We start from the raw sequence: 21,064 nt of genomic DNA, 5'->3' as shown, positions 1-21,064 counted from the left end.
TAGATTGGATAAGCGACAATGAAAGGGTTGGACTCAGTGCCAACCCTTTTTTATTATTATTACATTACTCTTAACTGCCAAATTCTAATGTCCCAGCTATATCAAGCGTTCTCATCTGTACTCGAACCTTATTCACCTTCCATCAATCGGATTGTTATCGCATTTAGTGGCGGTGTTGATTCACGAGTGTTGCTAGAGTTGGCTGCTCGTTATGGTAAAGCGCGAGGCATTGAGTGCATTGCCGTTCATGTTCATCATGGCTTGAGCACCAACGCCGATGTTTGGGTAGAACAATGCCAGCAATGGTGTTTGGAGTCAGCTGTTAAGCTATATATCGAACGAGTCTCTTTGGATACCTCAAGCAGTGAAAGCCTAGAAAAGCTTGCTCGAGATGCGCGTTATGGCGCTTTAAAACAACACCTGAGCAAAGGAGATATTCTGCTTACCGGGCAGCATCAAGATGATCAGCTAGAGACGTTTTTGCTTGCCTTGAAGCGAGGCAGCGGACCTAAAGGTTTGTCTTCAATGGCAAAAGTGATGTCGTTTGGTGAAGCGGTTTTAGTGCGTCCTTTGCTCGGGGTTTCTCGCCAAGAGATAGAAGCGTTTGCTGACCAAAGCGGACTTGAATGGGTTGAAGATGAAAGTAACCAAGACCAGCGCTTTGACCGAAACTTTATTCGTCACGAGGTGACACCTAAGCTGGTGGCGCGCTGGCCCTCTTTTCCGGACTCGGTGGCTCGCAGTGCCCAATTGTGCGCAGAGCAAGAGTTACTACTTGATGAACTGTTAGTTCCTAAGTTGAACCAAGCTCTTGGGCTGCACCAAAGCTTGAAAATAGAGAGCTTGTTAGATTGTTCAAATGTGATGCGCGCTCGGTTATTAAGAATGTGGTTGGCTGAAAATGGTCTAGTTATGCCAAGCCAGAAGCAATTAGAACTGTTGTGGAGTGAGGTCGCTTGTGCACAGCAAGATGCGAATCCGGTCTTGGTGTTAGGCGACACCGAAGTGCGACGCTTTGACAACAAGCTGTTTATCGTCGAGTCTCGACCTTCATTAGAATCTTGGCAAGCTGAGTTAAAAGTAGGGCAGTCTTTGGAATTACCCGATAATCTCGGTTCTCTCTCTCTAAATATCAATGGTAGTGCAGCATCCCAAGAGGCTCAGAGTATGGTCAAATTCTCATTATCTAATGCTTCAGATCCAATAACAGTGATGTTTAACCCGGAAGGATTAACTGCTCACCCTGTGGGGCGTGGGCATAGTCGAAAAATGAAAAAGTTATTCCAAGAGTATAAGGTTCCGAGTTGGTTACGTCGAAGAACACCGATACTTATCGATGGGGATCATGTTGTTGCCGTAATGGGACTTTTTGTTGATAGGCGCTACCAAGGCCAAGATTGTGAAGCTGTCTGGAGCAAGTAATAGAACTTTGTGGCACAATTTAAAGGCACTTATATCAATAATAATCAATGGAATAAGCAATGAAAAAGATAGCAGTAGGATTCGTCCTTGGACTGGGACTATTAAGTGGCAATGCTCTAGCGGGTGATGTTGCAGCGGGTCAGGCAAAAGCAGCGGTTTGCGCAGCTTGTCATGGCGCTGACGGAATCGCGGTGATCCCAGGTTACCCGAACTTAAAAGGTCAAAATGAGCAGTACCTTGTTACATCAATTAATGCTTACAAAAGCAAGCAACGCAACGGCGGCCTAGCTGCTGTGATGCAGGCTCAGGCAGCGATGTTAAGCGATGCTGATATCGCGAACCTTGCGGCTTACTATGCAAGCCTAAAATAGTTTTACATCCGAACGTGATTTCTAAGCCAGTGCTTGTTAGCGCTGGCTTTTTTCATTGAATGTTTATGATAGCTATTCGATAATGGGCTATTCGTAGAGTTTAAGGGATGAACATGAAAAAGATTGAAGCCATTATCAAGCCGTTCAAACTTGATGATGTACGTGAAGCACTGGCTGAAGTAGGTATTACGGGCATGACGGTCTCTGAAGTAAAAGGCTTTGGACGTCAAAAAGGTCACACTGAGCTTTACCGTGGTGCAGAGTACATGGTTGATTTTCTTCCAAAAGTAAAACTAGAAATCGTAGTGACTGACGAAGTGGCGGATCAATGTGTTGATACCATCATCGAAACAGCGCAAACGGGTAAAATCGGCGATGGTAAAATATTCATTACCGACGTTGAACGTGTGGTTCGTATCCGCACTGGCGAAGAAGACGAAGACGCCGTTTAAAAAAACATTTACCCTAAAAGGAGCGATTATCGCTCCTTTTTTATTTTCTAGGGCGTGGTGTATGTTGAAGAAAGTGCTGTTTGGTTTTGTTGTTGGCTCTGCGCTTGTTTTTGCGAGCTTTAAACTGATTTTCAAAATTCCTACTCAACCTCATCTTGTTACTCACTCTCCCACTATCAGTAACGACGTTTATAGCTGCTATCAAAACTCAGAACCCAAAGCGCTAGATGTCGCTAATGGGTTGAATGTGACTGTGTGGAATATCTACAAACAGAATCGTGATAACTGGCGCACAGCCCTTAACGCATTGACCAATGAAAGCCAATTGGTGCTGCTTCAAGAGGCGAGTATGACTGAAGAGATGCAATCATGGATCACTAGTGGTTTGTGGGGGAGTAGTCGTGTTAATGCTTTTGAAGCATTTAATAAAAGTGCTGGGGTGCTGAATCTTGCATCTCATCTTCCTATTGAGGCCTGTGCTTATACTCACGAAGAGCCTTGGTTACAGTTACCGAAATCGGCGTTGTGGTCGCGTTACCAATTGAGCAACGGTGAGCAGCTTGCTGTGGTGAACATTCATGCGGTCAACTTTACTTTGGGCACCGAAGACTATGTACAACAGCTGTCTGCACTAACATCAGTACTGAGAGAGTACCGTGGTCCAATTATCTTTGCTGGAGACTTTAACAGCTGGAGTGAAGCTCGCTTTGGGGCGCTGCAGAAAGCTTTGAGTGAGATCGGTTTAGTTGAGGTTACCTTTTCACCAGATCATCGAACTCAGTTCGTGACTGGGTTAGTGCTGGACCATATCTTCTATCGCGGACTGAGTGTGAGAAACGCAAAAGCGCCCGAATCGGACGCTTCTGATCATAACCCTATGCAGGTTACGTTTGATGTTCAGTAGTCTGGCTAGATTAAGACACCAAAATATACAGTGCCCAGATTAGGTAGTACCCAACCCATGGCAGTGCCGAGATTACCAGTGCTTGACCACGTTCAAACTCGGTCCAAGTGAGTACTGCTGCGTAACCGAGTACGATGTACCAAGGCAGTAACAGTGGGAATGAACTAGCAAATTGCGACCAATCATTGGTTAGTGGCAGCTTAATAAGACCATTAATACTGTTCAGATCAGCGGCGTAGTTCATGACCTGACCATGCTTAAGCAGCAGGCTTGCGTAGCTCGCAATATCGCCTATCACGGCTGGGAAGGTAATCACCGCAGACGCAGCAAACCATTTCCAGTAGCCATGTTGGTGTTGGCTCGGTTTGGTTGCAAGGTTGAACCAGAATGCCAGCATCGCTATTGTTAGCGTACGGCCAAAGACATCGCTGATGATTTCACTGGCGAGCAGTGTGTTGCTATCAAGTAACTCCAATTGAGCTGGGTTGGTTTGCGCAAGTTGGCGAGTCAACTCTGCACTCAACCAGGTGAAATCTACGTTAGAAAAATAGGCACCCCAAAATAGAAATGGGCTGAGCATTAAGACAACGTAGGGTTGCCACCCCCAGGCTCCTCGCTGATACAGTGCGAGGAAACACGCAGTTGGAGAACGGAAAATGTCCAACAGCATTACGAGTGGGTTACTTGACGGGTTCATACACTTACCTTAGTTACATCAACATACAGCTTAAGCTTCTGGCCTGGCTGTAAGTACTTCTTGTTTTGCAAAGTGTTCCATTTTACAACATCCGAAGTTTTTACTTTGAACTTTGATGCAATACCGCTGACTGTGTCACCTGATTTTACGTTGTAGTAGACGGCTCTGATGATTGCACCATCGGCGCTGTTTTTCCAAACGACCAGATTTTGACCAACTCGCAGCGTGTCTCGAGGCCCCATGCCGTTCCATTTAGCAAGAGACTGATGAGAGACCTTATTGGCACGTGCAATTGTCCATAGACTCTCGCCACTTTTTACTGTGTGGGTCAGCTTATACTGACCGCGACTTTTCGACTGTGTGTTCGCTAAGCGGTTAGAGGCACTCAGAGCGTACGCTTTATCATCTTTAGTTGATGAAGGAATCATCAGATGCTGACCAACGCGAATGTTGTTGTTGGACATACCATTAGCGCTGCGAATGACTTTGCTGGTGGTGTTGTAACGCTGAGCAAGTACGCTGATGCTATCACCAGATTTCACCTTATAGCGCACCAGCTTCATGCCTTTGCCTTTGTTCGCAGCCACTTTTTTATTGAACTGTTCAACCGAATGGATTGGAAGAAGGAGCTGTTGGTGCTTCTCTGGCGCAGTGGCCCACTGGTTGTAAGCTGGGTTGTAGCTTTGTAGCTCTTTTACTGGGATACCTGCGTAATTAGCCGCAATCGCTAGGTCAAGCTGCTCTTCAGGATTCACCAGTTTAAGAACGGGTTTGTTGGCAATAGGTGGAATATCGATGCCGTACTTTTCTTGGTTAGCAATCACGTCCGCTAGAGCCAGCAGTTTTGGGACATAGCTGCTGGTCTCTTTTGGGAGGTCAAGAGAGAAAAAGTCTATCGGCTTACCCAACTTTTTGTTCTTACGAATCGCGCTGTTTACGCGGCCACCACCACTATTATAAGCCGCGATAGCGTGACTCCAATCACCGTCAAAGCGCTTATTTAGTGACTCAAGGTACTCAAGAGCAGCATCGGTTGACGCTGCAACATCACGACGTCCGTCGTACCAGAAGTTCTGTTCAAGACCATAGTATTTGCCAGTACCTGGGATGAATTGCCACAAACCTGCAGCACTACCATGGGAGTAGGCAAACGCATCAAATGAGCTCTCTACGACAGGGAGTAAAGCGAGCTCAAGCGGTAGACCCTTCTCTTCGATCTTTTCAGTGATCAAATAAAGGAAAGGTTCTGCTCGTTTTGATACGGTTTTTAGATGGTTAGGATGCTTCAAATACCAAGTGCGGTAATAGTCGACTTTTTTGTGGTTGGGTACATCCATTTCAAGTTGCATTGCAATGCGTTTCCAAACATCTTGTTGTGTTTGTGGGGTAACGACGGGTGCTTCAACTTTAGGTTGTTCTTTTTCTGCTTTTGATATTGAAACTTCTGGTTGAGAAATTTCTTTCGCAGGGGAAATGTTGGTTTGCTCGGAAGCTTGGCCTTGATTATCTGGCTGAGTTAATTGGCAACCAGAAAGTAGTAATACCAAAGCCCAGCTGTACTTAACTCGCATGTTACAGCCTTTTTTTTAAACGGCTGCTGATAATACTTGCCACTCCCTATGAGTGACAAGTCTCTAATTGTTAAAATTCGTTCTTCCACGCACGAAGCGCTGTAAACACTGAAAGGGGGTCTGTGTGCTCAGTTCGGTTAGATACTGATTTAATTACACTTGGTTCGCTGTAGCGAAGAAATGGGTTGATCCACTTCTCTAAACGTAAATTTGTTGGAATGGTCGACTTATTTTGTGCTCGTAAACGGTTTACGTCGTCTCTGTATTGTTGAAGTTGCATATTATCAGGTTCAACAGCAAGGGCAAACGCAATATTGGCAGCCGTATATTCGTGGGCGCAGTAGACCTCAGTTTCTTGCGGCAGAGCGGTGATCTTATTGAGGGCATCAAACATCTGTTGCGGGGTGCCCTCCATGATACGGCCACAGCCAGCAGAGAACAGCACATCTCCGCAGAATAACTTACCGTCGCCAACGTAACCGATGTGACCTGCGGTATGGCCGCTCAAACCAAGCACTAAGAATACTTCATCGAACAGTTCTAACTGATCACCATCATCAACAGGGTGAGTTAGGGTTGGAATAGGCTCGTTTTTAGGACCGACAACATCAATAGTTGGAAATTGTCTTACTAACTCCGGAACGCCACCAATGTGATCGTTGTGGTGGTGCGTAATTAAGATTGCATCTAAAGTTAGCTCATGACGCTCTAGGTATTCAAGCACTGGAGCCGCATCACCAGGATCGACAACAGCACAACGACGATCGCTATTTTCAATCAGCCAGATGTAATTGTCATTGAATGCAGGTATGCTTTTGATATGTAACATTATTGGTTCTCCAGTCACTTTTAGTGCGACAGAATAAGTGAGACAGATTATTGATGAAGCCAGCACGCAGCCGCAAGAAGTTTGAGCGACCTTATACTTGGGAACAATTACACAATGGCCCTTGGCTCCGCGAGTCTATTCAAACTCGTCTGGATGAATGGTGCCCTAAGCTGTTTGGCTATCATATGCTCAAGCTCGGTGGTCTCAGTTGCGAGATATCCAGCTGCACATGCAATATTCAACATCAAGTAAATCTAGATATCCAGAACCCTTTACACAATGTGATTGCAGATGACTATAATTTGCCCTTTTTAGAGAAGAGCTTCGATGTTGTCGTCCTCAGTCATCAATTAGATTATAGCAATGACCCTCACAGGATATTGCGAGAGGTCGATAGAGTGATGATGGATGACGGTTATCTGATCGTCACTGGGTTTAATCCGTTCAGTTTCACTGGGCTCGCCAGCTTATTGCCTTGGCGCAAGAACAGTCTACCTTGGAGTGGCAGAATGTACACACCGAACCGAGTTAAAGATTGGTTGGGTGTACTTAACTATCAGGTGATTCATTGTGATACCTATGCGTTATTCCCAATGAGTCGCTATCGCGCATTTTGGACATGGCTTGAAAACAGCCTCGGCAGTTGCGCTTCGGTCGCGGGTAGCCAGTACTTTATTGTGGCTCGCAAACGCACATACCCAATTAAGCCGATTAAACCTCACTGGCATCTTAAACGACGTTTTTCTCCGGTTGGTGCAAGCTTCAGGGCTGGTGTTCGCAGTACTGCCCTTGAGCCCTCTTCATTATCCAACCGCAATAAAAAAGCCGACTGATGGTCGGTTCGTCACGTTGATGTTTTATTGGCTCTTATTGTTGTCAGTCTGTGTTTCAGAATGCACTACTGATTAAGTTCACGAGTTTGTCTAGAAAAGCTTAGCTCGCTTGGTAACCTGTATCTTCTTCAGTCGGATTCTCTGCAGCGGTGCGCGCTAACTCATCACACATCTCATTTTCGCGATGACCCGCATGGCCTTTTACCCAACGCCACTCTACTTGATGACGTGCCGTCTCTTTATCCAGTAACTGCCAGAGGTCGGCATTTTTTACTGGTTTTTTGTCAGCTGTTTTCCAGCCGCGTTTTTTCCAGTTGTGGATCCACTGAGTGATGCCTTGGCGAACGTATTGGCTATCGGTTGTCAGGATAACAGCACAAGGCTCTTTCAAGGTTTGCAGAGCGACAACTGCAGCCATCATCTCCATACGGTTATTCGTCGTTAACGAGTAGCCCTTTGCCAGAGTTTTTTCAGTCTGTTTATAACGGAGTACAATCCCATAGCCACCAGGCCCTGGATTTCCGAGACACGAACCATCAGTGAAAATTTCAACTTGTTTCGTCATGATTTGATATTATTACCTCAAGCACATTATCGGCATAGTCTGACACAGTTATCCTTATGAATACCAGTAACAATTCTGAACACCACTCAAACGCTGAAAACAGGCGTATAGTTGTACTCGATACCGAAACCACGGGTATGAACACCGAGGGTGGACCGCACTACCTAGGGCACCGCATTGTCGAGATCGGTGCTGTAGAGATCATTAACCGAAAACTAACGGGGCGTCACTTCCACGTTTACATCAAGCCCGATCGTGCGATTCAAGAAGAGGCGATTGGCGTTCACGGTATTACCGATGAGTTCTTGGTGGATAAACCTGAATACCAAGATGTTCATAAAGAGTTTCTCGAATTCATCAAAGGCGCGGAACTTGTCGCGCACAATGCCCCCTTCGATACCGGCTTTATGGACTACGAGTTTGAGAGACTCGACCCAAGTATAGGTAAGACCGACGATTACTGTAAGGTCACCGATACCCTTGCTATGGCGAAGAAGATCTTCCCAGGCAAGCGCAACAACCTCGATATTCTCTGTGAGCGATACGGTATTGATAACTCTCACCGAACGCTCCACGGGGCTTTGCTCGATGCGGAGATCCTAGCTGACGTTTACCTACTAATGACGGGTGGACAAACCTCACTGCAGTTCAATGCGGGTCAGCAAGAAGGTGTAGCCGAAGGGATCCGTCGTGTCGAAAGTGGACGAAAATCGCTAAAGGTTTTGCGTGCAACGGCCGATGAATTAGAAGCGCATCAAAATCGTTTAGATCTCGTCGAGGAGAGTGGAAGCTGCCTTTGGCGTCAGTAGGGAGAGAGTATGTTTAAGGCATTGGCTTGGAGTTGCTTGTTACTTATCAGCATCGGTGTTCAGGCGGCAACAGAGTCTTCAATTCGACTCTTGGATAACCGCTTTAGAGTGGATCCAAGTATTGAACAGATTACATTTGTTATCTACCGAGCCGACAACTCTCAACCTGTAGTACTGGTTCGCCCGGATGGTAAAAAATACTATTCGTGGCGTAACGCAGACAATGTTCGTTGGTATCAAGAGTCATCGATGGACATTGTCTCGATTGAACACCCGATGCCGGGGCCTTGGCAGGCGGTAGGGAAGGTCTCTCCGAAGAACAAGATCAAGCTGCTTTCTCACTTGGTGCTTGATGCAAAGCAGTTCCCAGACAAACTTTATCAAACAGAAGTTTTGAAATTCACGGCGCGTTTGACTTCCGATGGTAAACCTCTGGTACTTCGAGATTTTCTGGATAGGGTTAACCTCAAGGTGACCTTTACTAAATACATAGAAAACGAAGATGCCTTGGTTCGAGAAGCCCGCCCAGTACCTGTTATCATGGGTGAATTTGCCGATAACGGTGAAGATCTTGATGAGAAAGCGGGTGATGGCGTGTTCACGGTTGCGTTACCGATTGATATTGAGCCGGGTAAGTATCGTGCTCGAATCACATCTGGAAACGGGGTTTTCCTACGTGCCCAAGAGCAGCAAGTCCTTGTTTATCCGTCACCGATATCAACCACCTTTATCCAGTCTCGCAAAGAGGGTTCTCCACATACAATTATTGTATCGGGTGAGCAGGGCATGATTGCGCCAAGCTCGTTGGCCACTCATGTCGAGCATACAGCGCCAGATGAATACGTCTCTTATCAGCAAGGACAAGCAGCGACGGATGGTATGAAGGTCTCGATGGAGATCCCTTACACTGGTGAGGTGGGGATCTATTCTTGGTCTGGAAAGGTATTTGCAACGGACGCTTCGAATCAACGTCCACTGATGTTTCCAATTAAACAGCAGACCTACAGCGTGGTTCAAGATATTGACTTGGCCGAGTCTCGTCGCCTACAGGAAGAGGCTTTAGCTGAGCAAAAACGTATTGCCGCTGAGCAGTTGCTGTTGAAGCAGCGTGAAGAAGAGCGACAACGCAGCATGATCATTATTGGTGTTGGGAATGTTGTGGCGATTCTTTTAGGTCTGTTGATTTGGTTTGTTGTTCGTAAAATCAGAGCCAAGAAGCAAGCGCAACCAGAGATGCAGCTATCTGTACCTAAGTCTTAGTCGATTAACGCTTAACATTGTTTTGTGGTGTGACGGCTGTAAGGCAATGATGTGAATTGTTGATATTGGTTAAATTGTTGATATTAGTTATAGGGTGATTGCTACTTGCTAGTAAGGCGTAGTGGGGGTGAAGAAGCGATTAAACAGCTTTACCTTGATGTTTGAACGGCTAAGATGAAGTATAAAAAAACGGGACTCACTGAGTCCCGTTTTGCTTCTAATATTAACTGTTCTTAACCCTATGCAACATTATCAATCGATGTCTCTGGGTACTGTGGCTTTGCTGCCAGTTCCTCTGGTGCGAAGTCATCAACGTTAATGGTGTATAGACGATGCTCTTCAGCACTCTTCAGCAGTGCCGCCTCTTCGTTGGTTAAGATGCCTTTATCCAAACCAATCTCAGCCACTAGATCTAAGCGTAGGAAAGGACGTCGCTGACTCGTCTCTTTACACACCTTATCAAATAGCGGCTCTGCCTCTAGAATCACCTCTAGCGCACGTTCAATCTTACCGACTGCGTTGTGTTCCGTTGGTGCCAAGAACTGTCCGCGGCCAAGGCGAGAGCGGGTTGCGCTTGGCGTTTGGATGATTTGCGCCACTTGGCTATCTAGCTTGTCACTTGGTGCGCGGCGAATACGGCCAAATGGCAACAAGATAACGCGCAGTAGACGACCGACAACTGGGTTAGGGAAGTTTGCTAGGAACTCATCAATCGCAACTTCTGTTTGACGAAGGCTGTCTTGCATCCCCCAGTGAACCAAAGCTAAATCCTCTTTATGGCTTCCTTCGCTCTCAAAGCGTTTTAGAGTCGCTGAACCAAGGTATAGCTGACTCAAGATATCACCTAGGCGAGCAGATAAACGCTCTCTACGTTTCAGAGAACCACCCAGTACCGCCATCGAGATATCAGACAGTAGCGCTAAGTTCGCACTGTAGCGATTCAGTTGTTGGTAGTAGCGCTTAGTCTCTTTATCTGAAGGAGTGCTTGAACCACGACCGTCAGTCAAACCGAACCATAAGCTACGTACTAGGTTACTCATGGTGAAGCTAACGTGCCCTGCGAGTGCGTTATCGAACTTTTCAAGTGCATCACTGCTTTCAGAGTAGGCCGCATTCATCTCCTCCAGTACATAAGGATGACAACGGATAGCACCTTGACCATAGATGATCATTGAACGAGTTAGGATGTTGGCACCTTCTACCGTAATGGCAATTGGTGAACCTTGGTAGCCACGCGCAAGGAAGTTTGATGGGCCTAAGCAGATGCCTTTACCGCCTACAATGTCCATCGCATCAATGATGCTGCGCTGGCCACGGTGAGTACAGTGGTACTTCACGATAGCTGAAATCACCGAAGGCTTTTCACCTAGGTCGATACCAGCAACAGTGAGGTTGCTTGCCGCATCCATGACGTAGGCGTTACCCGCCAAACGCGCTAATGGCTCTTCGACACCTTCCATTCGACCGATCGGCTGTTTGAATTGGCGACGGATACGTGCGTAAGCGCCGGTTGCGAGAGCTGCCGTTTTCAGGCCACCGGTAGAGTTTGATGGCAATGTGATACCACGTCCTACTGAAAGACACTCAACTAGCATGCGCCAACCTTGACCCGCCATTTTTTGTCCACCAATGATGAAATCCATTGGAACGAACAGGTCTTTAGCTTGAGTTGGGCCATTTTGGAATGGGACATTTAGTGGGAAGTGACGATTGCCAATCTCAACACCCGGAAGGTCGGTTGGGATAAGTGCACAGGTAATGCCAAGGTCTTGTGTGTCGCCGAGCAAGCCGTCAGGGTCGCGCAGTTTGAATGCTAAGCCAAGCACTGTCGCCACAGGTGCTAGAGTGATGTAGCGCTTGTTCCATGTAAGGCGCATACCCAGCACTTCTTCACCTTGCCATTCCCCTTTACATACGATGCCGTAGTCAGGAATTGAGCCAGCGTCTGAGCCTGCCTCTGGACTAGTTAGGGCGAAACAAGGAATCTCTTTACCTTCCGCGAGGCGAGGTAAGTAGTGATTCTTTTGCTCTTCAGTACCGTAGTGCTGTAGCAATTCACCCGGACCTAAAGAGTTAGGTACACCTACGGTTGATGACAGAACGCTAGAAACACCAGTCAGTTTTTGTAGTACCAGTGATTGTGCGTAAGCAGAAAACTCAAGACCGCCGTATTTCTTCTTAATGATCATCGCGAAGAATTTTTCATCTTTCAGATACTGCCAAACTTCTGGTGGCAGATCTGCAAGCTCATGAGTAACTTGATAATCACTCACCATCTCGCAGACAGTATTGACTGGGCCGTCTAAGAAAGCTTGCTCTTCTTTAGACAGTTTAGGGTCTGCGATATTCTGCAGCTTCTTCCAATCTGGCTTGCCTTTAAACAGCTCTGCTTCCCACCAAACTGTACCTGCTTCCAGTGCCTCTTTTTCTGTTTGAGACATCGCAGGCAGCACTTTCTTAAAGACGGTTAGTGCTTTTTGGCTAATCAGTGTTTGTCTAATTGCTGGGATAGCAAAAATAGCGACAGCAAGTAGGTAGCTCAGCCAACCCGTCATGCCGACATCCGCGGCGAAGGTCAGAGCAAACATAGTGGCCGTTAATGCCACGAGTGCGCGAGTGAGGGTGACTCGATGGTACAGGCAGACACTTAGTACGATGGTCATGCACAGTAGAGAGAGCAGTATGTTCATGATCGATTTCCTTTTCAGAGATCACTTATTGTTTTGGTTTATTTAAGAGGTCTAACCAGTTAAGTGTAAACAAAGTATTAAATATTTGTAAAACTCTAATTTGAGTAAAAAGTGATCTCTGTAGAGTTAAAGTTCTAATTGTGAGAGGTGTGTGGTGAATAAATGTGCGAATTGAAACCAGAACAACAATAAAGGTGGCAATCTTTTGGCTTAACTGTCGACACTCTTAAATGTTTGTGGGTAAACTCAAGTAAAAGGGGGAAACAACCTCCATTCTCATTTCGCGTATGCTTAAGTGACGCACATACATATAAGAGATAAGCCTTATGTACCAAGACCTAATCAAAAGTGAATTAAACGAAGCTGCTGAGGTTCTGAACAAGTTTTTAAGTGATGATCACAACATCGCGCAAATTGAAGCAGCAGCTAAGATGATTGCTGATTCTTTTAAACAAGAGGGTAAAGTACTTTCTTGTGGTAACGGTGGCTCACACTGTGACGCGATGCACTTTGCGGAAGAGCTAACTGGTCGCTACCGTGAAAACCGCCCTGGTTATGCCGGTATCGCTATTTCTGATCCGAGCCACCTTTCTTGTGTGAGTAACGACTTTGGCTACGACTACGTTTTCTCTCGTTACGTTGAAGCGGTTGGCCGCAAGGGTGATGTGTTGTTCGGCCTATCAACGTCTGGTAATTCAGGTAACATCCTGAAGGCGATTGAATCCGCTCAGGCGAAAGGTATGAAGACCATCGCTTTGACGGGTAAGGATGGTGGTAAAATGGCTGGTTGTGCGGATATTGAAATCCGTGTTCCGCATTTCGGTTACGCCGATCGTATCCAAGAAATTCATATCAAGATCATTCACATCATCATTCAACTTGTTGAAAAAGAGATGGAATAAAAACGTAGTAGCAGATTGGAGCTCTTTGATTTGAGCTCCATGTTTGGTTGAAGAGGGAGTAGGCTTAACCATGTGTGAATTGCTCGGCATGAGCGCTAATGTGCCAACGGATATTTGTTTCAGTTTTACCGGCCTGATGCAACGTGGTGGTAAGACTGGCCCACACCGAGATGGTTGGGGTATTACCTTCTATGAAGGAAAAGGCTTTCGCACTTTTAAGGACCCGACTCCAAGCTGTGAGTCCAAGATCGCAGAGTTGGTTCAAAACTATCCAATTAAAAGCTGTGCTGTAGTCAGTCATATCCGTCAAGCAAATCGTGGTGGTGTTAACCTAGAAAATACTCATCCTTTTACGCGCGAGTTATGGGGTAAGTATTGGACCTTTGCTCACAATGGTCAGTTAACCGGCTATGATGACCTTGAAAGCGGACGCTTTCGTCCAGTTGGTCAAACAGACAGTGAGTTGTCGTTTTGCTGGCTTATTAAGCAGTTAGAAGACCGTTTTCCAGAGCCTCCTCAAGATATGATGGGGATGTTCCGCTTTGTTGCAGAGTGTTGTGACAAACTGCGAGAAAAAGGCGTATTTAATATGCTGTTGAGCGATGGCGAGTACGTGATGACATATTGCACTAACCATCTTTACTGGATTACGCGACGCGCTCCGTTTGGTAAAGCGAGCCTGATTGATGAAGATGTTGAGATCAATTTTCAGGAAGAGACCACGCCGAATGATGTGGTGAGTGTCGTTGCTACACAACCATTAACGGATAATGAAGAGTGGGCGCGCATGAAGCCTGGCGAGTTTGCGCTGTTCCATTTCGGTGAATTGATTGAGTCTAATCATCAAGCTTTAGCTGATGTGGCGTACGCTCCTAAAAAGGTGGCAAGCCAAGCTCCAACCGAACCTTTAGAGTAATACCAAGCTCAAAACAATAAAGGCCGCAATGCGGCCTTTATTGTTCGAACTGATATGTTTTCTTTGTCTAGTCTTGTGCGTAGCCATGCTTGCCAAGCGTGTTTCCATCGAGCTTGGCACAACCCTCTCTCATCACTAATCTATCATCACAGAACCACTGACACACCAATGGATAGATTTGGTGCTCTTGTGTTAATACTCGGCTTGCTAATTCGTCTGCATCGTCCTCTGCAAAAACAGGCACCTTAGCTTGCAAGATCACTGGTCCACCGTCTAGCTCTTCCGTGACAAAGTGGACACTGGTTCCGTGCTCTTTGTCTTTGGCATCAATGGCTCTTTGGTGTGTATGTAGACCTGGGTATTTCGGCAGTAGTGAAGGGTGGATATTAATCATTCTTCCCAAGTAATGACGAACAAAGTCAGCACTCAGAATACGCATGTAACCAGCAAGAACAATTAAGTCTGGTTGATAGGCATCGATCTGTTGCATTAACTCGCGATCGAAAGCTTCTCGTGATTCAAATGATTTTGGGTCAAGAGAGTGCGCCGGGACTTCTGCGACACGAGCACGCTCTAGGCCATATGCCTCTGCTTTATTTGAGAAAACCGCTTTAACAGAAGCATTAATGTACTGGTTCTGACAAGCATCTAGGATTGCTTGGAGGTTACTTCCGCTGCCGGAGATCAAAACAACGATGTTTTTCTGAGGAGCATTATTTTTCATAGAGATATCAAAACGCGATAAGTGAAAGTAAATAACAATTTACCTACATATTTTAAGGTTTTCTGGGGCGTGAATAGCAGAATGAGGACCTAAAGTCCTCATTCTTAATCGTGCGAGCTAGCAATTAAGCTTAGTTGATTTCAACTTGCTCTTCACCTTCAGCGGCTTGTGCGATTTCACCAATCACCCAAGCGTTTTCGCCTTCAGCTTTTAGTAGTTCAACAGCCGCTTCAGCTTGCTCTTTAGGAAGCGCAACGACTAGGCCAACACCACAGTTGAAAGTGCGGTACATTTCAAATGTCTCCACGTTACCTTTCTCTTGTAGCCAGTTGAAGATAGCAGGCCATTCCCAGCTGTTGCCATCGATGACAGCTTTTGTACCTTCAGGAAGTACGCGTGGAATGTTCTCCCAGAAGCCACCACCAGTGATGTGCGAGATAGCATGAATATCATGCTCTGCAATCATCTTAAGTGCTGACTTGATGTAAATCTTAGTTGGTTCTAGTAGGTGTTCACCAATGGTGCGACCTTCTAGCTCTTCGTTCTTATCTGCACCAGATACTTCTAGTACTTTACGAATCAGTGAGTAGCCATTTGAGTGTGGGCCGCTTGAGCCAACTGCGATAAGTGCATCGCCCGCTGCTACTTTAGTGCCGTCGATGATGTCTGCTTTCTCAACAACACCAACACAGAAGCCAGCAACATCGTAGTCTTCGCCTTCATACATGCCCGGCATTTCAGCGGTCTCACCGCCAATCAGTGCACAGCCTGATTGAACACAACCTTCAGCGATACCAGATACAACATCTGCTGCTGTATCAACATCTAGCTTGCCTGTCGCGTAGTAGTCTAGGAAGAATAGAGGTTCTGCACCTTGAACGATTAGGTCGTTCACACACATTGCCACTAGGTCGATACCTATGGTGTCGTGTTTTTTCATATCCAAAGCAAGGCGAAGCTTAGTACCTACACCATCTGTACCTGAAACCAGTACAGGCTCTTTGTATTTAGTTGGTAGTTCACATAGGGCGCCAAAGCCACCAATGCCACCCATTACTTCTGGGCGACGAGTGCGTTTTACAGCACCTTTAATGCGATCTACTAGTGCGTTACCTGCATCGATATCAACACCAGCGTCTTTGTAGCTTAGAGAAGAATTATTACCGCTCACGGGATAGTCCTCGGTCTTAAGTTGGATGTGAAAACGGCGCTATTCTAACAGGGCTTACCAAACAAGAGCAAACGTTTGCGTGAATTTTTTGCCAAATAAACATACTGAAAATTTGATAAAAACGATGTATAATCTGTGGGTTTATTTAAATATTGCCGGAGTTGGAAATGAAAGTTGTTGAAGTAAAACACCCGCTAGTTAAGCACAAGATTGGCCTGATGCGTGAAGGCGAAATCAGCACGAAGCGTTTTCGTGAACTAGCAACAGAGGTGGGTAGCCTTCTAACATATGAAGCGACAGCAGATTTCGAAACTGAGCGTGTAGAGATCAACGGCTGGAATGGTCCAGTAGAAGTTGACCAAATTAAAGGTAAGAAAGTAACCGTTGTGCCAATCCTACGTGCTGGTCTTGGCATGATGGATGGCGTTTTAGAGCATATCCCAAGTGCACGTATCAGTGTGGTAGGTATCTACCGTGATGAAGAAACACTTGAGCCTGTACCATACTTCAATAAGCTAGCGTCTAATATCGAGGAGCGTATTGCTCTCGTTGTTGACCCAATGCTAGCAACGGGTGGCTCAATGATCGCAACTATCGACCTTATGAAAGAGAAAGGTTGTAAGCACTTTAAGATTCTTGTTCTTGTTGCTGCTCCAGAAGGCATTGCAGCACTTGAGAAAGCACACCCAGATGTAGAGCTTTACACTGCGGCAATCGATGAGAAGCTAAACGACAAGGGCTACATTGTTCCTGGTCTAGGTGATGCTGGCGATAAGATCTTCGGTACTAAGTAATTCGGTTGGTCGTAGCGATATTTGTTACGGCCTACAGTAAAAAAGGGAGCGTATCATTTGATACGCTCCCTTTTTATTTGTTCTCAATTTGTTCGACTACTTGATCTGTGCAGTGTCTACCGACTGGTTCTCACCTAGCTCTTCCGGCAGTACAAGGTTTAGTAGGATTGCGACGATACCACACAAGCTCACACCCTGAAGACTGAAATCACCGATACCAAAAGCCATACCACCTATACCAAATACCAGTGTCACACCAACGATCACTAGGTTGCGTGATTTGTGCAGGTCAACTTGGTTTTTGATAAGTGTGTTCAGACCAACCGTTGCAATAGAACCAAACAGTAGAATCATGATACCGCCCATTACTGGAACCGGGATGGTTTGCAGTAATGCACCTAGCTTACCAACAAGCGCAAGCACGATAGCTGTGACTGCAGCCCAAGTCATGATCACTGGATTGAACGCTTTGGTTAGCATTACTGCTCCCGTTACTTCGCTGTAAGTTGTGTTTGGTGGCGCGCCCAGCATCGAAGCAGCAATCGTTGCCACGCCGTCACCTGTGATGGTGCGGTGTAGGCCTGGCTTTTTAAGGTAGTCTTTACCCGTTACGTTCGAAATGGCTAGCATGTCGCCAACGTGCTCAACGGCAGGTGCGATAGCAACAAACACCATGAAGAAGATGGCATTGATGTTGAATTCAGGCGCAACAAAGTTAGGCATAGCCAACCAAGAGGCTTGAGCTACCGGAGTAAAGTCGACCGCACCGTACACCAAGCTTGTGATGTAACCTGCGACGATACCACCAAAGATTGGCAGTAGTTTCAAAAAGCCTTTAGCGAATACGCTAATAATGATAGTCACAACCAGTGAGATTGCTGAGATCCAAAGAGCGGCATCGGCATCCACCAACTGTACTGCGCCATCTCCAGTTTTACCTAGTGCCATGTTAACGGCTACCGGTGCTAGGCCAAGACCGATAACCATGATAACCGGGCCCACTACTACTGGCGGTAACAGCTTATGGATAAAGCCAACGCCGCGCACCTTAATTAAGCCACCCATTAGCACATAAACCACACCTGCTGCCATTAGGCCGCCCATTGTGGCACCTATGCCCCAAGTTTGTACGCCAAACATGATCGGTGCGATAAACGCGAAAGAGGAGGCTAAAAAAATTGGAACCGAACGGCGAGTAATGACTTGGAAGAGGAGGGTACCAATACCAGCACCGAAAAGCGCGACATTGGGATCTAGACCGGTAAGTAGGGGAACCAATACCAGTGCACCAAAGGCGACAAAGAGCATTTGCGCGCCTTGTAAAGCATTTTTCATGATAAGTCCTTGAGCTAATCGTGAAGTAAAAAACAAATTCGCGGGATTCTATCACTTAGCAATCGATTGCTGTATAGGTTATGTCAAATTTCTCTCTCATTTGCCGGAAATATGTGCATTATCACTTAAGTGTTCGCTATTTTTCTTTGAAAGCTATCTAACACCCCACCAATTCACGGATATTCAATCGAGTATCCGCTATCTTCCTTGCCCAGTTACCTATAGTTGCTTATCATCAGAGCACAAGATTTAAAGACTAGGATCGATATGCGTTATTTAGCATTGTTGATGGGACTTTTGGCTGCACCGAGTTATGCACTGACTCAGGTGGATATTTTTAGTGCCGAAGTTGCTATCAACTCAGAACAGAACGAGCCAGAGAGAGCGGCTAGAAATGAAGGTATGCAACAGGTGCTGGTTAGGGCAACTGGTCAAACAGACGTTGCCGAGAACAAGACAGTACAGAAGGCGATGCGCCAAAGCGCTCAGTACCTGTCACAAATGAGTTTTGGGGAAGCAAGCGAGCAAACTACGCTGCGCATGCGTTTTAATGGCGCTCAGATTCGCAACCTACTGACTCAAGCGCAATTACCATACTGGCCTGAAACACGTTCCAACGTCTTAGTGTGGCTAGTTGAAGAGCAAAACTACGACAAGAATATCGTTTGGGAACACTCGAATTCTGAGCTAGCGGCAGGCATTCAACAGAATGCAAAATTGCGTGGCCTACCGATTACGTTACCAGTGGGTGACTTCGACGACATCACAGGTATTGCAACCTCTGATCTGTGGGGCGGTTTTGTTTCACCTATCAGTCAAGCAAGTCAGCGTTACCCTGTGGATGCGGTGTTGGTTGTGCGTGCTCAGCCTTCAGGTCTACGCTGGACGCTTTACGATCAACAACCCAACCAAATAACCAGTTCACCGAAGTCACCGGTCACAGGCTCTATTTCAGGCAGTGGTGCTTCGGCGTCTCAATCATTGGTTAACGAGATCAGTAACTACTATGCAGCGAAAAGTGCGGTCACGGTCGCAAGCGAGTCGTCGGAGTCAATTCTGGCACAGTTCATTAGCTTGAATAGTGCGCAAGACTTCTTCGAGCTAGAGAATGCGTTAAAAGCGCTCAACTCGGTAGCAAGCCTAGATATTCTTAAAATTCAGAATCATGGAGTGACGTTCAGAATCCATCTGCTATCGACTCAAGATGAATTTGAGAATGAGGTCGAGAGACTACGCTCAGTGGCGAAGATTGAAGCTTCTTACTTAGAGCCAGAGCAAACTCCTGAATTTGAAGCACAAGACAACACCTTGTCGGTGGGTGGCGTTGAACCACAACCGGAAGCTGGGAATGCGCCTCAAGTGGTCACTCCAAGTAACTTGTCTGCGGAAGTCAAAGCATCGGACGTCAAGTCAGAAACGAATGTCAGTGAAGAAGCAGCCGGAGAAGTGGCAGGCAGTGAAGTTGTTGAGACGACCAGCGCTCCAAAACAGCTAAAGCCAAGCCTGGTTTACGAGTGGATTCGATAATCGAGCTTTAAAATGAGGAAAGCCCTGCAATGCAGGGCTTTTTTATAGCTGTTGGGTGTTGTAATCGATAGCGGTGCTGACGAAGAGACCTCCTACCAATTATATCAATCACAGTAAATAAGTGGTCAAAAATAGCGCCGGGAAAAGGCTTAAGAACAAGGCAGAATTTTTTGGTAAGTAGTTATTCTACAATCAAAAATTCTAACGCAGTTATCAAGCGTTTTAACAAGCTAGGATGATCAGTTATTTACTACGATTGGTATTACTGTTCAAACTTGGCTTTCTCTCTCTTTTCGACTTCAGATAGGCGTTTAAGCTTAATGCCCAGTTCTCTCGCTCGGAAACGAGCAAACAGAATGTTGCCTGCGAAACCTAAGGTCGTGAGCAGAAGCTCAACTGCCGCGAGCATGCGCTCCCCACCATCGACATACAAAATCGTCAATGCATGAAGAAAGTAGAGCATTAAAATGAAATTCGCCCACGCATGGGTGTATGGCTTCGCCGCCAAAATCCCCGGCAGTGGTAACAGCAGTGGTACTGCCCATACAATCGCCAGCGTGACACTGTCTAAATGAGGGTGCGGGGAAAGGGTCATCTGCCATGCAACTACCCAGCCCAAAAGCAATAAGTTACCCACCAAAGCAAAGTAACGAAATAGTTTTGTTTTGGGAGACATCGCTTTCTCAGACATATACATAATCAAGATATTCCTTTCTGGTTTATTGCCGTTCTCGCCAAGCGTTTTCCAAGGTTTTTTGCCAGTTCAATCTCTTCTTTGCTCAACGTGCTGTTTTCACCAGCACTGCTTGCTCCGTAAGGTGTGCCACCCGTTTGAGTGGTGTGCAGAGCCGGCTCAGAGTAAGGGATACCCATCACAAGCATGCCATGATGCAGCAAGGGCAGCATCATCGTTTGTAGAGTGGTCTCTTGACCACCATGCAAAGAGGAAGATGAGGTGAAGACACTGGCGGGCTTATCGATGAGGTCACCATTGACCCATAACGGGGTCGTGCTATCCCAGAAGTGCTTCATCGCCCCTGCCATATTGCCAAACCATACCGGGCTGCCTAGCGCTAAACCATCGCATTTTTTTAAATCGTCAAGGCTAGCGCATGGGTCGCTCGTTGTAATGTCATCACGTGGCGAAGTATCGCTGGTGTGGATCTCTTGCACTGTTCGTAACACAGCTTCACAGCCAGAGACGGACTCAACGCCACGTGCGATTTGTCGAGCCAACGCGAGTGTGTTGCCGTGGCGACTGTAATATAAGACCAGTATTGAAACGCTCATAA

The 21,064-nt window shown here is 46.3% G+C and carries 21 protein-coding genes; 11 read left to right on the top strand and 10 right to left on the bottom strand.

The genetic code is table 11. From position 1 onward, the window contains the following. Positions 1-87: 87 nt before the first annotated feature. The 4 genes from tilS (at position 88) to AC6I7V_RS10215 (ending at position 3,149) form a co-directional block, all read left to right on the top strand. Positions 88-1,422 (top strand): tRNA lysidine(34) synthetase TilS, encoded by a 1,335-nt coding sequence (tilS, locus tag AC6I7V_RS10230; protein ID WP_255230116.1) that lies wholly within the window; start codon positions 88-90, stop codon positions 1,420-1,422. A gap of 59 nt (positions 1,423-1,481) precedes the next feature. After that, positions 1,482-1,793: a c-type cytochrome gene (locus AC6I7V_RS10225; RefSeq protein ID WP_255230117.1), complete on the top strand. Its 312-nt coding sequence runs from the start codon at positions 1,482-1,484 to the stop codon at positions 1,791-1,793. A 113-nt stretch (positions 1,794-1,906) separates the two neighbouring features. Continuing rightward, positions 1,907-2,245, top strand: coding sequence for a nitrogen regulatory protein P-II (gene glnB, locus AC6I7V_RS10220; protein WP_004738609.1), 339 nt, complete (start codon positions 1,907-1,909; stop codon positions 2,243-2,245). Between the two features lie 61 nt (positions 2,246-2,306). Further along, positions 2,307-3,149 (top strand): endonuclease/exonuclease/phosphatase family protein, encoded by an 843-nt coding sequence (locus AC6I7V_RS10215; RefSeq protein WP_255230119.1) that lies wholly within the window; start codon positions 2,307-2,309, stop codon positions 3,147-3,149. Between the two features lie 10 nt (positions 3,150-3,159). Here AC6I7V_RS10215 and AC6I7V_RS10210 read toward each other — a convergent pair whose 3' ends face one another. The 3 genes from AC6I7V_RS10210 to gloB all read right to left on the bottom strand — a co-directional run bounded on the left by AC6I7V_RS10210 (position 3,160) and on the right by gloB (position 6,246). Next, positions 3,160-3,846 carry a YIP1 family protein gene (locus AC6I7V_RS10210; RefSeq protein ID WP_255230120.1) on the bottom strand — a complete coding sequence of 229 codons (687 nt, stop codon included), beginning with the start codon at positions 3,844-3,846 and terminating at the stop codon, positions 3,160-3,162. Continuing rightward, positions 3,843-5,417: a LysM peptidoglycan-binding domain-containing protein gene (locus tag AC6I7V_RS10205; RefSeq protein WP_498010817.1), complete on the bottom strand. Its 1,575-nt coding sequence runs from the start codon at positions 5,415-5,417 to the stop codon at positions 3,843-3,845. The genes AC6I7V_RS10210 and AC6I7V_RS10205 overlap by 4 nt, the downstream gene beginning before the upstream one ends. A 70-nt stretch (positions 5,418-5,487) precedes the next feature. Next, the gene (gloB, locus tag AC6I7V_RS10200) at positions 5,488-6,246 is read right to left on the bottom strand and encodes a hydroxyacylglutathione hydrolase (RefSeq protein ID WP_255230122.1); all 759 of its coding nucleotides are present in this window, start codon (positions 6,244-6,246) and stop codon (positions 5,488-5,490) included. 53 nt (positions 6,247-6,299) lie between these two features. Between gloB and AC6I7V_RS10195 the strand changes: the two genes are divergently transcribed. Further along, positions 6,300-7,079, top strand: coding sequence for a class I SAM-dependent methyltransferase (locus AC6I7V_RS10195; RefSeq protein ID WP_255230123.1), 780 nt, complete (start codon positions 6,300-6,302; stop codon positions 7,077-7,079). Between the two features lie 100 nt (positions 7,080-7,179). Here AC6I7V_RS10195 and rnhA read toward each other — a convergent pair whose 3' ends face one another. After that, a complete protein-coding gene (gene rnhA, locus AC6I7V_RS10190) occupies positions 7,180-7,644 on the bottom strand; it encodes a ribonuclease HI (protein ID WP_255230124.1) in 465 nt (154 codons plus the stop codon). Between the two features lie 56 nt (positions 7,645-7,700). Between rnhA and dnaQ the strand changes: the two genes are divergently transcribed. Beyond that, positions 7,701-8,453, top strand: coding sequence for a DNA polymerase III subunit epsilon (gene dnaQ / locus AC6I7V_RS10185; RefSeq protein ID WP_255230125.1), 753 nt, complete (start codon positions 7,701-7,703; stop codon positions 8,451-8,453). Positions 8,454-8,462: 9 nt separating this feature from the next. Next, entirely contained in the window at positions 8,463-9,713 is a 1,251-nt protein-coding gene (locus AC6I7V_RS10180; protein WP_255230126.1) for a TIGR03503 family protein, read from the top strand. 239 nt (positions 9,714-9,952) lie between these two features. On the opposite strand, the gene fadE is transcribed toward AC6I7V_RS10180, so the two are convergent. After that, positions 9,953-12,403, bottom strand: a complete 2,451-nt coding sequence (gene fadE, locus AC6I7V_RS10175) for an acyl-CoA dehydrogenase FadE (RefSeq protein ID WP_255230127.1) — start codon at positions 12,401-12,403, stop codon at positions 9,953-9,955. A 326-nt stretch (positions 12,404-12,729) separates the two neighbouring features. On the opposite strand from fadE, the gene lpcA reads away from it, so the two are divergent. After that, positions 12,730-13,305, top strand: a complete 576-nt coding sequence (lpcA, locus tag AC6I7V_RS10170) for a D-sedoheptulose 7-phosphate isomerase (RefSeq protein ID WP_255230128.1) — start codon at positions 12,730-12,732, stop codon at positions 13,303-13,305. A gap of 70 nt (positions 13,306-13,375) precedes the next feature. Then, entirely contained in the window at positions 13,376-14,221 is an 846-nt protein-coding gene (locus AC6I7V_RS10165; RefSeq protein ID WP_255230129.1) for a class II glutamine amidotransferase, read from the top strand. A gap of 67 nt (positions 14,222-14,288) precedes the next feature. On the opposite strand, the gene purN is transcribed toward AC6I7V_RS10165, so the two are convergent. Further along, complete coding sequence (gene purN, locus AC6I7V_RS10160) at positions 14,289-14,945, bottom strand: phosphoribosylglycinamide formyltransferase (RefSeq protein ID WP_498010816.1); 657 nt, start codon at positions 14,943-14,945, stop codon at positions 14,289-14,291. 130 nt (positions 14,946-15,075) lie between these two features. Further along, positions 15,076-16,116: a phosphoribosylformylglycinamidine cyclo-ligase gene (gene purM, locus AC6I7V_RS10155; RefSeq protein ID WP_032551727.1), complete on the bottom strand. Its 1,041-nt coding sequence runs from the start codon at positions 16,114-16,116 to the stop codon at positions 15,076-15,078. A 167-nt stretch (positions 16,117-16,283) separates the two neighbouring features. Between purM and upp the strand changes: the two genes are divergently transcribed. Next, positions 16,284-16,910 (top strand): uracil phosphoribosyltransferase, encoded by a 627-nt coding sequence (gene upp, locus AC6I7V_RS10150; RefSeq protein ID WP_255230131.1) that lies wholly within the window; start codon positions 16,284-16,286, stop codon positions 16,908-16,910. 96 nt (positions 16,911-17,006) lie between these two features. Here upp and AC6I7V_RS10145 read toward each other — a convergent pair whose 3' ends face one another. Continuing rightward, positions 17,007-18,245 (bottom strand): uracil-xanthine permease family protein, encoded by a 1,239-nt coding sequence (locus AC6I7V_RS10145; RefSeq protein ID WP_261881955.1) that lies wholly within the window; start codon positions 18,243-18,245, stop codon positions 17,007-17,009. Positions 18,246-18,512: 267 nt separating this feature from the next. Between AC6I7V_RS10145 and AC6I7V_RS10140 the strand changes: the two genes are divergently transcribed. Next, a complete protein-coding gene (locus tag AC6I7V_RS10140; protein WP_498010814.1) occupies positions 18,513-19,772 on the top strand; it encodes a DUF2066 domain-containing protein in 1,260 nt (419 codons plus the stop codon). Positions 19,773-20,034: 262 nt separating this feature from the next. On the opposite strand, the gene AC6I7V_RS10135 is transcribed toward AC6I7V_RS10140, so the two are convergent. Beyond that, positions 20,035-20,472, bottom strand: a complete 438-nt coding sequence (locus AC6I7V_RS10135) for a DUF2069 domain-containing protein (RefSeq protein ID WP_255231803.1) — start codon at positions 20,470-20,472, stop codon at positions 20,035-20,037. Then, entirely contained in the window at positions 20,472-21,062 is a 591-nt protein-coding gene (gene wrbA, locus AC6I7V_RS10130) for an NAD(P)H:quinone oxidoreductase (RefSeq protein ID WP_255230135.1), read from the bottom strand. Before wrbA ends, AC6I7V_RS10135 begins: the two co-directional genes overlap by 1 nt. Positions 21,063-21,064 lie beyond the last annotated feature (2 nt).

Source organism: Vibrio sp. KUL70 (assembly GCF_059725515.1).
This window is presented reverse-complemented; position numbering and strand designations above follow the sequence as displayed.

Excerpts from the sequence above, each read along its gene's own strand:
- tilS (WP_255230116.1), top strand. The coding sequence starts at position 88 with ATGTCCCAGCTATATCAAGCGTTCTCATCTGTACTCGAACCTTATTCA.
- AC6I7V_RS10225 (WP_255230117.1), top strand. The coding sequence starts at position 1,482 with ATGAAAAAGATAGCAGTAGGATTCGTCCTTGGACTGGGACTATTAAGT.
- glnB (WP_004738609.1), top strand. The coding sequence starts at position 1,907 with ATGAAAAAGATTGAAGCCATTATCAAGCCGTTCAAACTTGATGATGTA.
- AC6I7V_RS10215 (WP_255230119.1), top strand. The coding sequence starts at position 2,307 with ATGTTGAAGAAAGTGCTGTTTGGTTTTGTTGTTGGCTCTGCGCTTGTT.
- AC6I7V_RS10210 (WP_255230120.1), bottom strand. The coding sequence starts at position 3,846 with ATGAACCCGTCAAGTAACCCACTCGTAATGCTGTTGGACATTTTCCGT.
- AC6I7V_RS10205 (WP_498010817.1), bottom strand. The coding sequence starts at position 5,417 with ATGCGAGTTAAGTACAGCTGGGCTTTGGTATTACTACTTTCTGGTTGC.
- gloB (WP_255230122.1), bottom strand. The coding sequence starts at position 6,246 with ATGTTACATATCAAAAGCATACCTGCATTCAATGACAATTACATCTGG.
- AC6I7V_RS10195 (WP_255230123.1), top strand. The coding sequence starts at position 6,300 with ATGAAGCCAGCACGCAGCCGCAAGAAGTTTGAGCGACCTTATACTTGG.
- rnhA (WP_255230124.1), bottom strand. The coding sequence starts at position 7,644 with ATGACGAAACAAGTTGAAATTTTCACTGATGGTTCGTGTCTCGGAAAT.
- dnaQ (WP_255230125.1), top strand. The coding sequence starts at position 7,701 with ATGAATACCAGTAACAATTCTGAACACCACTCAAACGCTGAAAACAGG.
- AC6I7V_RS10180 (WP_255230126.1), top strand. The coding sequence starts at position 8,463 with ATGTTTAAGGCATTGGCTTGGAGTTGCTTGTTACTTATCAGCATCGGT.
- fadE (WP_255230127.1), bottom strand. The coding sequence starts at position 12,403 with ATGAACATACTGCTCTCTCTACTGTGCATGACCATCGTACTAAGTGTC.
- lpcA (WP_255230128.1), top strand. The coding sequence starts at position 12,730 with ATGTACCAAGACCTAATCAAAAGTGAATTAAACGAAGCTGCTGAGGTT.
- AC6I7V_RS10165 (WP_255230129.1), top strand. The coding sequence starts at position 13,376 with ATGTGTGAATTGCTCGGCATGAGCGCTAATGTGCCAACGGATATTTGT.
- purN (WP_498010816.1), bottom strand. The coding sequence starts at position 14,945 with ATGAAAAATAATGCTCCTCAGAAAAACATCGTTGTTTTGATCTCCGGC.
- upp (WP_255230131.1), top strand. The coding sequence starts at position 16,284 with ATGAAAGTTGTTGAAGTAAAACACCCGCTAGTTAAGCACAAGATTGGC.
- AC6I7V_RS10145 (WP_261881955.1), bottom strand. The coding sequence starts at position 18,245 with ATGAAAAATGCTTTACAAGGCGCGCAAATGCTCTTTGTCGCCTTTGGT.
- AC6I7V_RS10140 (WP_498010814.1), top strand. The coding sequence starts at position 18,513 with ATGCGTTATTTAGCATTGTTGATGGGACTTTTGGCTGCACCGAGTTAT.
- wrbA (WP_255230135.1), bottom strand. The coding sequence starts at position 21,062 with ATGAGCGTTTCAATACTGGTCTTATATTACAGTCGCCACGGCAACACA.